Genomic DNA, 14,119 nt, shown 5'->3' on the forward strand with positions numbered 1-14,119 from the left:
CTTCACCAGCCCGGCCAGAACCAGAAACCGCTACGCTGCCGCCGCGGATAGGCCGGGATCGGCTCGGGCGGCCGCGGCCCGCGGCGCGGTCGCACAGTCTGGGTGGCCGGCTCGGCGGGTAACATCGCCTCGGCCGATGACGTTGCCTCCGCGGCTGGCAACCTGACCGCCAACAGCACGTTGGATTCGCGTGTGCGCCAGCGATAGCCGATACCGAAGTCGAGCGGCTGCGCACGATCGAACAGGTCGACATAACGTTCCTGATACATGCTGGGAAACTTCTCGATCGGCCCCGCGTAGCGCCCGAACGGGAAGAAACGCCACGCCCGCGAGTCGAAGCTGGCAAGCGGAATCCCGGAATCGTCCTGAACGATCGTCGCGCTGTTCTTGAGCAGCCAGCTGCGCACCACCGAGAAATTGCCGGAGTGGAGGAGATAGGATGCGCTCTTGAGCAGGCTGTTGCCGGGCGCCAGCGGCTCACAAAACTTCAGGAAACCGCTGCTCTTGACCCCGGAATTGGAGAGATCGGTCGAGAAGTAGTAAAGCGTCTTCTCCACCCCGTCGCCGCCGGCAAAACTGATGCGCGCGCCGCGCGTTGCGTTCGGGTTGGATTGCTCGTTGCTGCCATGCACAGCACCGTTGTCATCCAACCAGACCAGCTCGACCGTGTGGATGGTCTTTCCGCTCCGCGCCAGGAACACATAGAGGATCGGCAAAGTGCCGTTGACGTCACCCTCATGCAGGTCGGTCTTCATCTGTTTGGTGATGAAGAAGGAAAAGCTCAGGATCGATTGCAACGAGTGTTCGACATAGGCCAAGGCCGACCCGATGCCGCCGCGCGGCAGACGGGTCAAGTCGGGCGCCGGACCGGTCGGCTCCAGCGCGGCCATGACATAGGTCGTCGCTTTAGAATGGAACGCGTCGGCGTAGAGGAAGTCGGGCCCCGAGAAGAAGTAGAACATCGTCGGTCGGGGCGCGGCGAGATTGGTATCCGCCCAGGCACGTATTTTTGAAAGCTGACGCTGTTCGAGCTGGCCGAACGCATTGTCGAAGAATTTCGCATGGCGCTGCCACGACGGATCCTGCGTCAGCGCAGCCAATGGCGATCCGGCCGACGGCTGCATTCCCGCAAGGATCCGCGCGGTGTCGTCAGGCGAGACCGTCTGCGCATGGGCCGAACCGATCCCCAACAGGACGATCCACAGCACCAGCGTCTGCACGTTGGGAAATCGCACCATCAATCCGCACCTGGCAATGCTGTCGCGGCATCCCGACCCGGCCGCTTGTTAGCAAGGAGATAAATCAGCACGCCGGACATCATCGCCACCGTGCCGAGGCCGGCCTGCAATGGCCGCTCCGCAAACAGGGAGTACATCATGAAGCCGGTCACGAGCAGGAACACCAGGGGCGTCAGCGGGTAGCCCCAAGCCAAATACGGCCGCGGCAGGTCCGGCCGGGTGACGCGCAGCTTGATGAGCCCAAGCACCGTGAGAAAAGAACACGTGAGCAGCGCAAACTGGATGAAATCGAGCACCGCCTCGAAGCTCTCGGTGACCAACATCAGGTTCGCCACCGCGAGCTGAAACAGGATGGCGTAGGTCGGCGCGCCGCCTCGCGACTTCCGGGCAAAGAATGCGAGCGCCGGAATGTCTTCACCCATCGTCATCAACACGCGCGGCCCCATCCACATCATGGCGGCGATCGAAGACACCAGTCCGATGCAGATCATGCCGGCGACGATACGCCCGCCGGTGGTACCGAAGATGTAGGTGCCGGCGATGCTTGCGACCTGGAGCTGTCCGGACAGCTTGTCGATCGGCGCGGCGAGCAGGAACACGGCGTTCAGCGCGACATAGAGCACGAGCACGAGCGACGTGCCCGCGAGCAGCGCACGCGGCAGCGTCCGTTCCGGCGCTCGCAGCTCGCCGATGATGTAGGTCGCGGCGTTCCAGCCGGAGAAGGCGTACATGACAAAGACGAGCCCGATCGCAAACGGGCCGCTCAGCACGTAGCCGACATCGGCCCTTACCGGGCTGAACGTGACCGGCTGCGGCGACGGAGAAGCGAAGCCTGCAATCAGGAAGGCGACGATCAGGCCAACTTTCAGGAGCGTTGAAATCAGTTGGAAGCTGCTTGATTGCCTGATGCCGCCAAGTTGCACCAGCGACACCAGCCAGACCGCGCCGACCGCCAGCGCCAGTGACGGTGCGCCCGGAATGACAGCCTTGCCATACTCGCCGAACGCCATCGCCGCGAGCGCAACCGGCGCGGCGAAGCCGACCGTTGCTGACACCCAGCCGGCCATGAAGCCAATGGCAGGATGAAACGCGCGCGAGAGCAAATTGTATTCGCCGCTCGAGCGCGGAAACATTGCGCCCAATTCGGCATAGGAAAGCGCACCGCACAGCGCGACGATCCCGCCAATGGCCCACAGCAGCAGAATGGAGAAGCCGGACGGGATATCCCTGACCTGGAAGCCAAGGCTGGTAAAGACGCCGACACCGACCATGTCGGCCACCACGAGGGCCGTGGCGACCGGCACCGACACCGACGGCACGGCGCTCTCAAGCACCCGCTCGGGCCAAGTCGCACCGTCCGTGTCGGAGGCAGCCATTTCGCGCAGGGGCGTTGAACGCCCCTCCCCTTAGCTCCAGCCCCAGATTCGACCCAAACCATTCAAACATAGTTAACAGGGACTAAATAAGGCCTCAATAAGGAGGTATTTCAGAACCGCTTAGCCAGACTCGGTGGTCGAGGGCGTTGCATTGCGGCGCGACCAAGCCCACAATCGCGACACGATCTCGTGCTGTGTCGCGCGATTGGGACACCTTTGAGGCGCCCAGCGTCTCTACAGCGCGGCAAACCGGCTCGAGAACGCGGGGTGCGGTCCGGCGCTCAGGCTTAACGCCACCTCAACATCGCCGGCTCAGAGTTGAGGGACTGAAGCTGGCGCTGTCGGTCGCAGCGCCGATCTTGGGTCTAGGTCTTTGGGGTAAGCTTGTTAGGGGGTCTTGGGGGTTGCAGGGGCGGATGCTCGGATCTTATCCGAAAAGCCTGAGATATCGTCGTGCGCGCGCGCCCGGTCGGCTGAACCTGCCCGCGCGCCGCTGGCTTCCCATCGCGCCGCGCCGAGTCACGACCGCCACCACCGCGCTGCTGCTGTCGCTTCCGCTTGTTCAGTGCAGCAAGGCGCCGAACGCAGGCGTTCTGGCCGCCAATGCAGCGCCAGCTCAGCCGACGACTTTCGACGAGCGTTTTCCCACGCCGCAATTCCGCGACCGCTTCCCCTCGCCTTCCGAAAGCTTCGCGCTGCATAGCCCAGAGGACTTCACACCAAAGCCGGCGGAGACAAAGCCCGCGTCCTATCAGGTCGCATCGCTCGAACCGCAGGCGCCGGCCTCGCACACACGCGAAGAGCTGACGACGCTGGTCAGCATGAAATCGTCGGCGTTCCCCTATTACGGCACGAACCCCGCTTCCGACGCACCGTTTCTCAACGTCACGAGCGGCGAGCGCCGCGGCCATCGCAGCTTGTCGGGACGCGTCTACTGGCAGGACCAGACCTACAATGACAGCCGCGTGCTGGTGCACGTCCCGGAACATTTTGACGTTCGCAAACCCGGCGTGATCGTCGTGTTCTTCCACGGTAACGGCGCCACCTTGGAGCGCGACGTGCGGGACCGCCAGCTGGTTCCGCAGCAGATCAGCGACTCCAGTGTGAATGCGGTGCTGCTGGCCCCGCAGATGGCCGTGGATGCCGCCGATTCCAGCGCCGGCAAGTTCTGGCAGCCCGGCGGCTTCAAGCGTTTCATGGACGAGGCCGCCGGCAGCCTCGCCCGTCTCACCGGAGATCCGAACGCGGCAAAGGCGTTTGCGGCCATGCCGATCGTCATCGTCGGCTATAGCGGCGGATTCCTGCCGACCGCATGGAGTCTCGAGGTCGGCGGCGTCACGGATCGCGTCCGCGGTGTCGTGCTGCTCGACGCCGTGTATGGCCAGCTCGACAAGTTCGCGGGCTGGATCGAGCGCAATCGTTCCGGCTTCTTCGTCTCGTCCTATACGCACTACACGGCCCGCCACGACCGCGAGCTGATGGCAACGCTGCGAGAGCGCGGCATTGCGATTTCCGAGGACATTGACGGGCCGCTCAAGCCCGGCAGCGTGGTGTTCGTCGAGACGCCGGAGGGCGTGACGCATCGGGACTACGTCACGCTGGCCTGGACGAGAAATCCGATCAAGGACGTGCTGACGAAGATGGCCGCCGCCCAGCCGCCGATCCGGATCGCGGCTGGCAGTTCGACGGCGACCAGCCGCTGACCCTGCGCCCCCGCCTAACGGCGCCGAGCTCGCCCTGCTCTCGGCTATGCCAGGGCGATCGAGATCAGGATTTCTCGCCGGATTTTTCGTCGGCCTTCGGCTTCGGCATCTTGTCCACGAAGCCATTGAAGCAGGCGAGCCGCTCGTCCTCCTCCTTGGTGAACTTGCAATCGGCCACCGTCTTGGCCTTGATCGCCTTCGGCTTCGGCGCCGGCGGGATCACGGCGTCATAGCAGTTCAGCCGCTCCTTGGTGCCATCCTCGATCTCCAGACAGGCCTGCAGCCGCACGGCGGCCGACTGCGGCTTGGCGGCAGCCATCGTGTGCGGCTTGACCTGGACCAACGGCCGGTCCCCCACCATCGGCGGGGCGGCCTGGGCAAGGGCGGCCGTCGAAATCAACGCCACGGCCAAGCTCAAAGTTATCCGTTTCATGTCATATCGCTTTCATATGAACGTGCGGAGGGCCCTCGGGCGTCAGCCTGATTAGCCGCCGGTTGTGGCGAAATCAGCGACAGCCCGCCTCCCGCATGAAGCGGCTTTAAGCCAGTCTTGCAGCGTTTGCCAAGCGCCTATTGGCCAGGTCCCGATGTCCGGGGCATCCCCGGCAGGCTTTCTTGGGGACACCCCGTTCGCGCCTGCGAGAACTCATGCCCGAGAACTCATGCCAATGCCGCTACCGGCACGCGCGGCCGGCTGGACAGGATGGCAAGCAGCGCCATGATCAGGAACGCCGTGGCAACATAGCCGGTGCTGTCCAGCAGGTTGCGCGCAAACAGCGTTCCACCAACGGCCGAACCGATGGCCTGACCGACATAGAGAACCGAGGTGTTCAGCGAGACCGAGGCCGACGCGAGCGGCGGCGCGGCCGCAACCAGGCGGACCTGCTGCATGGAATTCGACGAAGCAAAGCCAAGTCCCCAGATCGCCGCCCCGGCCGCCATGACCGGATAAGCTCCCGCCCCCAGCGTCCAGCAGAAGATGCCGGTCAGAACCAGGCAGGTAAACAGCAGTGAGGTCCGAAATGCGCCCCAGGAATCGACGATGCGGGTGGCAATGACGACGCCGACAAAGCCGGCGACGCCATAGAGCGCAAACACGACTCCAATCTCGTTCGCGTCCGCGCCGGTCAGCGTCTTCAACAGCGGGCCCATGAAAGTGAAGACGACGAACTGCCCGGACATCTGCAGCGTCGTGATCAAGAGCAGCAGCACGACCGCTCGATTGCGGCCGAGTTCGACCCAGGTCTTCAGGTCGACGCGAGCGCCGAGCAGCCCCTTTGGCAGGCGCCAGACCAGGAGCAAGCAACTCACCGCGCCGGTCAGTCCGACGAGCAGATAGGCCGTCCGCCAGCCCAGATGGCTGCCGACGAAAGTGATCAGCGGCAGGCCCACGGCGGCCGCCAGCGACCAGCCGAGAAATACATAGGCAATGGTGCCACCGCGCCGTTCGGCCGGAACGATCAGCGCTGCGGTACCCGCCGCCTGCGGCGTATAGAGCGCCCCAACCGCGAGCATCACCAGGCGGATCGCGAGCAGGCTCGCATACCCGGGCGCCACGCTCGAGGCCAGATTGCCGAGCGCCATGACCGCGAGCGTGACCGCAAGCAGGCTGCGGCGATCGATCCGGCTGGTGAGCCAGGCCGTCAACGGCGAGCCGATGCACAGGATCACTGCGCCGAAGGTGATCAGCAAGCCCGCGGTCCGGATGCTGACGTCGAGATCTCCGGCGAGCTCCGGCAACAGCCCGGCCGGGGCCAGCACGGAACAGCCGGTGACGAGATTACCCAGCATCAGGGCCGTGGGTGCGAAACGATGGGATTCGAGATGATCGGTCATATCCAATTGATACCAGACCGCGTCCATGCATTTGCTTGAAACATTGTCATGTCCCGCATGACATCTTCTTGGATGAGCACGCGTGTCGGCCGAAGAGGCGCAATCAGCGGACTGCTCCGGCTACCTGCTCGCGTCCTGCGGACATTGCTGACGTCGCCTTTGCCTGCGGGCAGCCGGAAAGCAGGCGCTGCAGCGCCGCCGGCAGACCGTCCGTGGAGAGTCGGGACGACGCGAATTGCCAGTTGCCCTCACGCAATTCGCCTTCGGTGAGGTCGGTCGCAGCACTGGCCGCGAGCGCGCGAAGCTGGCCACCGTTCAAGCGCGCGCCCCAGGTCTCCTGACCGCTTCCCCTGCGCGGCGGGTAAAGGAAATTGAGCCGCTCGGCCCCGTTCACGATCGCGACCGAGGCCGTTCCCGTCGCGGCCAGTGCGGGCCGCTGGAAATCGAGTTCGAACCGGTCGGCATCGAAACAGACGAGCTGGAATCGCGTCGTGCGGAAGCTGGTATCGCCGGGTTTGCGCGAGATCACCGTCTTATACGCAACGCCGAGGCTAGCGTTCTCGAACATCCAGCGCGTCTCGGCCACCTCGCGCCGGTCGAGGCCGAACCTGGCGATCTCCTCGCGGCTCAGGATGTGCAGCCCCTCGAAACGCACGGAGCGCGAAGCGGCGAGCAGGCCGGAGTCGATCCCCATCTTCTTGAGATAATCGAGCACCAGGCGATCGGCCCGCGCGCTCGCCTGCTGCAAAGCGCGCGTCCGCAGCTCCGGGGGCGGCACGCCGGTGGTGAAGTTCAAAATCACCCGCGGCGAGTGGACGGCCAGCATGGTATCGGGCGCGATCTCGCGAGTCGGCGCGCCGAGGATGAGATAGGGACAGGCCGAGGCACACATCGCACCACGGGTCCAAACGTCTCCGGTCAACTCACGACCGGACTGCTTGAGCTTGACGCAGACCTCGCTGTCCTGAGCCTCCAGGCCGCAGTCGCGGACCATGGTCCGGCCGACCCGCGCGATGGCCTTTCTCTCCCGCAGGAGGTTGCCGATCGCGAGCGCCTGCTCGAGATTGCCGCCCGGCGACTCGAAATAGATCGGCAGCCGGCGGTCACCGACCTGCTTCAGGAATTTGCGAAACCGCGCCACGGCGATGTTGTCGATCCGCCCCTCGGCCGCGATCCAGCTGTCACACCCCTCGCCACAGGCGCCCGGTTGTCCCTTGACCAGGTAGAATGAGATCGGCGGCGAATGATCGGCAAGGTGCCGCGCCGGCGAGGCTGCTGGCGCAGCAAGGCTGCGGCTGCACGTCAGGACCAGCGCCGCAAGCAGAGCGAGGCGCGGAATGATCCCGCCCACACGTTGATGGAAGACAAGCATCGGAAAATAGCACGACCCCAGCACTTTCGGTTGTATCACACCGCCCTACCGCCGCAAGGCTGGCAGGCCATCGCGGCCGGAACTGGCAGCTTTCCCACGCGTGGCGGGTTGCAGGCTCCGAATCCGCTGCTATACCGCTTGCTCCCGCTTACCTGCGCTCGTTCGCAGGAGTGAGCTTTAGGAGAACGCCATGCCTGACCAGTCTAAACCCGACCAGTCCAAATCCGACCAGCCGAAAGCCGAATCCGGCTTCCAATACAGCCTCAGCAATCTGAAGCCCGCCGCACCGGTCGAGAAGATCACCATCAGCTTCCCCGACGGGGCAAAGCGCGAATACCCCAAGAACACCACCGGCTTCGACATCGCCAAGGGCATCTCGCCCTCGCTCGCCAAGCGCACGGTCGCGATGGCGCTGGACGGCACGCTGGCCGACCTCAATGACCCCATCGCGGACGATGCCAGGCTCGAGCTGGTCGATCGCGACGATCCGCGCGCGCTGGAATTGATCCGGCACGACTGCGCACACGTGCTCGCCGAAGCCGTGCAGTCGCTGTGGCCGGGCACCCAGGTCACGATCGGCCCGGTGATCGAGAATGGCTTCTACTACGACTTCTTCCGCAACGAGCCGTTCACTCCGGAAGACTTCGCCGCGATCGAGAAGAAGATGCGCGAGATCATCGCGCGCGACAAACCCTTCACCAAGGAAGTGTGGAATCGCGAGCACACCAAGCAGGTGTTCCGCGACAAGGGCGAGGCGTTCAAGGTCGAGCTGGTCGATGCCATTCCCGGCGACGAGCCGATCAAGATCTACTTCCAGGGCGACTGGTTCGATCTCTGCCGCGGTCCGCACATGACCTCGACCGGCAAGATCGGCAATGCGTTCAAGCTGATGAAGGTGGCCGGCGCCTATTGGCGCGGCGATTCCAACAATCCGATGCTGACCCGCATCTACGGCACCGCCTTCGCGAAACAGGAGCAGCTCGACGCCTACCTGAAGCAGATCGAGGAAGCCGAGAAACGCGATCATCGCAAGCTCGGCCGCGAGCTCGACCTGTTCCACTTCCAGGAGGAAGGCCCCGGCGTCGTGTTCTGGCACCCCAAGGGCTGGAGCATCTTCCAGGCGCTGATCGCCTATATGCGCCGGCGCCTGGCGGGCGACTACAGCGAGGTCAACGCGCCGCAGATCCTCGACAAGTCGCTGTGGGAGACCTCGGGGCACTGGAACTGGTACCGCGAGAACATGTTCGCGGCCCAGTCGGCCGGTGACGAGGCCGAGGACAAGCGCTGGTTCGCGCTGAAGCCGATGAACTGCCCGGGGCACGTGCAGATCTTCAAGCACGGATTGAAGAGCTATCGCGACCTGCCCTTGCGCCTTGCCGAATTCGGCGTCGTGCATCGCTACGAAGCCTCCGGTGCGATGCACGGCTTGATGCGCGTGCGCGGCTTCACCCAGGACGACGCCCACATCTTCTGCACCGAGGACCAGCTCGCGGACGAGTGCCTGAAGATCAACGAGCTGATCCTGTCGACCTATGCCGATTTCGGCTTCGAGGGCGAACTGACGGTGAAGCTCTCGACCCGTCCGGAGAAGCGCGTCGGCACCGACGAGATGTGGGATCACGCCGAGCGAGTGATGGCCACCGTGCTGCAGGAGATCAAGACCCAGCGCAACAACATCCGGACCGAGATCAACCCGGGCGAAGGCGCGTTCTACGGGCCGAAGTTCGAATACGTGCTGCGCGACGCCATCGGGCGCGACTGGCAGTGCGGCACCACGCAGGTCGACTTCAACCTGCCGGAGCGGTTCGGCGCGTTCTACATCGACGCCGACGGCGCCAAGAAGCCGCCGGTGATGGTGCACCGGGCGATCTGCGGCTCGATGGAGCGCTTCATCGGCATCCTGATCGAGCACTATGCCGGCAACTTCCCGCTCTGGCTGGCGCCGACGCAGCTCGTCGTCACCACCATCACCTCGGAGGGCGACGAATACGCCAAGCGGGTGTTGGCGGCGGCGCGCGCTGTGGGCTTGCGGGCCGAGATCGATCTGCGCAACGAGAAGATCAACTACAAGGTCCGCGAGCACTCGCTGCAGAAGATCCCAGCGCTGCTCGTCGTCGGCAAGAAGGAGGCCGAGACGCATTCGGTCTCCGTGCGACGGCTCGGCCGCGACGGTCAGACCGTAATGCCGACCGCGGAGGCGATCGCGGCGCTGGTCGAGGAGGCGACGCCGCCGGACGTCGCACGGCGGGCGCGCGAGGCGGCGTAGATACTGCCCTAGGCTACAAACGACCGCACTTGTCACGACGTGCTTCCGGGAGCGCTTGCAAAGCAAGCGGCCCGGAAGCCATCAGCTGCGGGGGCTCGCCTGTCGCCGCTTTAGAGTCGATCAAAACCGCCGGAGCCATCTGTTGCAGGCGGATCGGCATGCTATCTAAGGCGAGACATCAGCCACCGAGAACATGCAAGTGCCCGACGCCCTTGAACTCCTGAAGACCCGCCGCTCGGTCAAGCCGCGCGAGATGGCCGGCCCCGGCCCCTCGCCTGCCGAGCTCGACACCATCCTGACCATCGGCGCCCGCGTGCCCGACCACGGCAAGCTCGCCCCCTGGCGCTTCATCATCTTCGAGGGCGATGCGCGCCAGCGCGCCGGCGAGATCATCGCCAAGGTGTTTTCTGAGAAACACCCGCAAGCGAGCGAAGCCGAGATCGAGACCGAGAAGAAGCGGCTGACCGATGCGCCGCTGGTGATCGGCGTGGTCAGCAGCACCAAGCCGCACCCGAAGGTCCCTCCGTTCGAGCAGGAGCTGTCGGCCGGCGCGAGCGCGATGAACATCGTCACCGCCGCCACTGCGCTCGCCTATGGCGCCGCCTGGCTCACCGGCTGGTTCTGCTTCGACCGCGACGTGCTCGACCGCTTGGGACTGAAGCCGGACGAGAAGCTCGCCGGCATGATCCATATCGGCACGCCGACCAAGCCGAGCGAGGACCGCCCGCGTCCGGCGCTCTCGGAGATCGTGACGCGGTTTTAGGCCGACCGCTAATTTCTTCCGTCAAGAAATTGGCGTATCGCCTTGATGGTCGCCTCCGGCTGCTCTTCCATCAGCCAGTGTCCGGCGTCGGGAATGACAACCTCGGTGACGTCGGACGCGGCATTGCGCATCACGACGGCTTCCATCGCGCCGAAGGATTTCTGGCCGCCGACGGCAAGCACAGGAATGGTCAACTTTGTGGCGATCGCCTTCTTGTTGTCCTCTGCGTCGGTGCGGATCGACCTGAACTGAGCGAATGCAGCACGCATCGCGCCCGGTCGCGCATAGAGCGCTGCGTAATGGCGGCGTGTCGCTTCCCCAATCTTCGAAGGCGTGCCGGCGAATTCATTCCAGAAACGGTCGAGGTAGATGCGCTCACGGCCTTTGACCAGCCGCTCCATATCAGGGCCGCCGAGATCGAAGTGCCACAGCTGCGGGCTGCGAACGATCTCATCCCAAGGCGGCACGCCGGGCACCGGGGCATCCATGACGACCAGCTTCTCGGTCATGTCGCGATACCGCGCCGCGCAGGCATAAGCCACCATGGTTCCGATGTCGTGTCCGACGACAGCCGCCTTGTCGATGCCAAGCGCGGCTAAAACGGCCCGCATATCGGCGGCCTGGGTCCATTTGTCGTAGCCGCTGTCGGGCTTGCCCGAGAGGCCCATGCCGCGCAGATCCGGAACGACCACGGTGTGGTCGCGCGCCAGGTCAGCCCCGAGCTTGACCCACATGTCGCCGGTATCGCCGAATCCATGGATCAGGATCACGGCAGGCCCCTGACCGCCGACACGAACATGGATTTGCGTCCCATTGGCCGCGATCGTCCTGGTTTTGAAACCCGAGGGGAACTGCTCGACCTCGGCTCGGGCCGCAGGAGCGAGCAGCATGAGGAGAATTGCGAGGCATCTTGCGCCCACCGGCACCCCCTATCATGTATGTTTCGGCCGGCAATGGTGTGATTATAGAACGACCGATCTATAATAGACAAGCCGAAGATCAAGTGGCGCGCGAGGATGAATCATGAGTGCTGGACGACCGCGCGAATTCGACATGGATCAGGCTGTCGAGCGCGCAATGGGCCTGTTCTGGCGTCGGGGGTATGAGGGAACATCGATGGCCGACCTGACCGCGGCCCTCGGCATCACGCGTGCCAGCCTCTATGCCGCGTTCGGCAACAAGGAGGGCCTGTTCCAGCGCGTGATGGACCGCTACGAGGCGAAGGCCGGCGGCTACAGAACCGCCGCCGAACAGGCGGCGACATCTCTCGAAGCGGTGCGCCTCTGGCTGACCGGGCCTGTCGCGCTTCACGGCGACAAGCAGAATCCACCCGGCTGCCTCGGCGTTCAGGGCGCGCTTGCCTGCGGGGTCGAGTCGGACACGATCCGCAGCGATCTCGCTTCGCGCCGACAGCGTGGAGAAGCAGCGATAAGACGCCGCCTTCAGCGTGCGGCGAAAGACCATGACCTGCCTGGCGATGACGATCCCGCGGACCTTGCGCGCTATCTCTCCGCGCTGATCTACGGCATGGCCGTGCTGGCGGCCGGCGGGACTAGGCGCGGCGAACTGCAGGGGGTTGCCGACGTCGCTCTTCACCATTGGCCAAAAGCGCCCCGCTCGCGGAAGCAGCGAAACAAGCCGTCCTGATGTTGTCCGTTGTTGTCTCAGGCGCGGGCCGCACACCGTACCGGCTGGATGGTGAGTATGCGACGGATGAAGGCCCGAGATGAAGCGGACCTTCACCGCCTGCTCTGGAGTTGGTAACGCGCGCTACGGTCCCATCCTTGCCGACGCGGGATGTCCCGACACCTGAAAGCGCTTGCCGGTGTCCACGACCTTTCCGCCCTCGACCTTCAGGATCGAAAAATCCTGGGTTAGGTAGTTGCCGACCAGGAGGTATTTGCCGTCGGGCGTGAACACCGCAGCCTCGGGAAGTCCACCGACCTCGATCTCCTGGGTCTTGCTGACCTTCTTGCCGTCGATTTTCAAAACCGTGATGCTTCCGTTCTTTTGGTAGAAGTAGGCGTTCTTTGCGTTGGAACCGCGGAGGATGACCGACACCGCGAGATCGCCTGTCGGACTGATGGCCAGCCCCTCCGGCCCGTCACCGACGACCACGCGATCGATGATGCGCGGCGGATCGGCTTCGAGATCGATGACGCTCGTCGTATCGACGCTGCCATCCGAGGCGCCTGCATTGCCGTTGTCGGAGGTCAGCGCAACCTTTCCACCCGGCACGACCGCGACGTTGTAGGGCCATTGCCCGGCCGGAAGATCTATCTTGCTGTAGGACACCTTGTCGCCGGCGACATCGAGGATCGAGATCTTGTGAGCCGGGAAGCGGGCGGCGAGCGCGCGCTTGCCGTCGGGCGTGAACGTCACATGGGCGACGCTGTCCGGCATGGCGACCGTATCGACAATCTTGACGTCGGAACCATTGACCGAAAGCACGCTGATCGAATTGTCAGCGCGGTTGGCGACCAGCGCCATGCGGCCATCAGGATTGAAGCTCAGGCCGGAGGGCTGTTTGCCGCCGCTCAGCGTGGCGGCCAGCTTCGGTGGGCTGGCCTGCAGATCGATCACGTAGATCTTGTTGTCAGGCACCTGCTTGAGCGCGTCACCGTCCTTCACCACATCGACGGAGTCGGCGACCAGCGCAACCTTCCCGGTTGGATCGATCGCCACGTTCACCGGTGGTCCGACCACGGAATTCTTGAGCGGCAGCGAGGCGACGATCTTCGGGCTTTCAGGGTCCGCGAGATCGACGATCAGCACCTGGTCCTTGCCCGGTGGGAACAGCAGCGGCTTGCCGCTATCGTCCCACAGGGTCTTCTCGTCCAGGCCAACGATCATGAGTGGCTTGGCCTGTCCAACGCTCAGGTGTGTGCACAGCAAAATCGCGGCTGCAGATAGCAGTCCCGCGGCACGGTAAGCCGGCATTCGGGCATCCTCCCCATTTCAACCCGGCCTCTGTAGGGCCGATCTGAACAGACTACGCTTGGAAGCAAAGCTTCGCCAGCGGTTCGATCCCTTTCTGGACAACGGCTCGAGCTGATAGGCGTGTCGCAACCAATGGCACTCAAAGGGAAGAAGCGCGGGTAAAAGAGCCATCGCGCCCAAATGCGAAGTTTGGAAGCGATTTGAACGAGAACGCGGTTGCGATGCTCTCAGGCAATAAAATTTCTATTTCTTTTTTTCAGAAACCGTGCTTATCTATCGTCATCCCGCCTCATCGAACAGGGGCGTACGCGTCGTCACGATACGTGGAGTGCGGGGAGCGGTGGCCGCGGAGTGGTGCGCAAGACGATCGTGCCAGATCGCGGACGGCGAAATCGTGTGGTCCTGGCGTCCCGGTGCTGACGTCAAGTTGGCGATGATGCCTGCGCGTCACGCCGGCGACAGGGGCAAGAGAGCCGGTCCCTGGGGAGAGCGCGTATAAGCCGTAACCCATCGCGCGGGGAAGGCCGGGATGTCTCGGCCGAACCTGTGGTGACTGCCGCCTGCTTTCTTTGATGCAGGCGGGCCATGGGGGCGGCGAGCTCCCGGCCTTCCCTGCTCCCTCTCG

The 14,119-nt window shown here is 64.2% G+C and carries 11 protein-coding genes; 4 read left to right on the plus strand and 7 right to left on the minus strand.

The features are described 5' to 3' along the window. Positions 1–2 precede the first annotated feature (2 nt). Positions 3–1,238 carry a hypothetical protein gene (locus QX071_RS27360; protein ID WP_315705111.1) on the minus strand — a complete coding sequence of 412 codons (1,236 nt, stop codon included), beginning with the start codon at positions 1,236–1,238 and terminating at the stop codon, positions 3–5. Next, on the minus strand, positions 1,238–2,614 hold the full coding sequence (locus QX071_RS27365) for an APC family permease (RefSeq protein ID WP_315705110.1): 1,377 nt from the start codon (positions 2,612–2,614) through the stop codon (positions 1,238–1,240). Before QX071_RS27365 ends, QX071_RS27360 begins: the two co-directional genes overlap by 1 nt. Positions 2,615–3,030: 416 nt before the next feature. On the opposite strand from QX071_RS27365, the gene QX071_RS27370 reads away from it, so the two are divergent. Further along, positions 3,031–4,317 carry an alpha/beta hydrolase gene (locus QX071_RS27370; RefSeq protein WP_315728624.1) on the plus strand — a complete coding sequence of 429 codons (1,287 nt, stop codon included), beginning with the start codon at positions 3,031–3,033 and terminating at the stop codon, positions 4,315–4,317. Positions 4,318–4,381: 64 nt separating this feature from the next. Here QX071_RS27370 and QX071_RS27375 read toward each other — a convergent pair whose 3' ends face one another. The 3 genes from QX071_RS27375 to QX071_RS27385 all read right to left on the minus strand — a co-directional run bounded on the left by QX071_RS27375 (position 4,382) and on the right by QX071_RS27385 (position 7,525). Continuing rightward, on the minus strand, positions 4,382–4,750 hold the full coding sequence (locus QX071_RS27375) for a hypothetical protein (RefSeq protein ID WP_315705108.1): 369 nt from the start codon (positions 4,748–4,750) through the stop codon (positions 4,382–4,384). Between the two features lie 227 nt (positions 4,751–4,977). Beyond that, positions 4,978–6,153, minus strand: a complete 1,176-nt coding sequence (locus QX071_RS27380; protein WP_315728622.1) for an MFS transporter — start codon at positions 6,151–6,153, stop codon at positions 4,978–4,980. 103 nt (positions 6,154–6,256) lie between these two features. Further along, entirely contained in the window at positions 6,257–7,525 is a 1,269-nt protein-coding gene (locus QX071_RS27385) for a hypothetical protein (RefSeq protein WP_315728619.1), read from the minus strand. A gap of 190 nt (positions 7,526–7,715) precedes the next feature. Here QX071_RS27385 and thrS point away from each other — a divergent pair, with 190 nt between their 5' ends. Both thrS and QX071_RS27395 read left to right on the plus strand, forming a co-directional pair. Continuing rightward, positions 7,716–9,791, plus strand: a complete 2,076-nt coding sequence (gene thrS / locus QX071_RS27390; protein ID WP_315728617.1) for a threonine--tRNA ligase — start codon at positions 7,716–7,718, stop codon at positions 9,789–9,791. Positions 9,792–9,990: 199 nt separating this feature from the next. Continuing rightward, positions 9,991–10,554, plus strand: coding sequence for a nitroreductase (locus QX071_RS27395; protein ID WP_315728615.1), 564 nt, complete (start codon positions 9,991–9,993; stop codon positions 10,552–10,554). An 8-nt stretch (positions 10,555–10,562) separates the two neighbouring features. On the opposite strand, the gene QX071_RS27400 is transcribed toward QX071_RS27395, so the two are convergent. After that, positions 10,563–11,444, minus strand: a complete 882-nt coding sequence (locus tag QX071_RS27400; RefSeq protein WP_315728613.1) for an alpha/beta hydrolase — start codon at positions 11,442–11,444, stop codon at positions 10,563–10,565. 133 nt (positions 11,445–11,577) lie between these two features. Between QX071_RS27400 and QX071_RS27405 the strand changes: the two genes are divergently transcribed. Next, positions 11,578–12,201, plus strand: coding sequence for a TetR/AcrR family transcriptional regulator (locus QX071_RS27405; protein WP_315705102.1), 624 nt, complete (start codon positions 11,578–11,580; stop codon positions 12,199–12,201). 123 nt (positions 12,202–12,324) lie between these two features. Here the strand turns inward: QX071_RS27405 and QX071_RS27410 are convergent, their stop codons facing one another. After that, positions 12,325–13,407 carry a YncE family protein gene (locus QX071_RS27410; RefSeq protein WP_315728611.1) on the minus strand — a complete coding sequence of 361 codons (1,083 nt, stop codon included), beginning with the start codon at positions 13,405–13,407 and terminating at the stop codon, positions 12,325–12,327. Positions 13,408–14,119 lie beyond the last annotated feature (712 nt).

It is taken from the genome of Bradyrhizobium sp. SZCCHNS1022, from assembly GCF_032484835.1.
Taxonomy (GTDB): Bacteria; Pseudomonadota; Alphaproteobacteria; order Rhizobiales; family Xanthobacteraceae; genus Bradyrhizobium.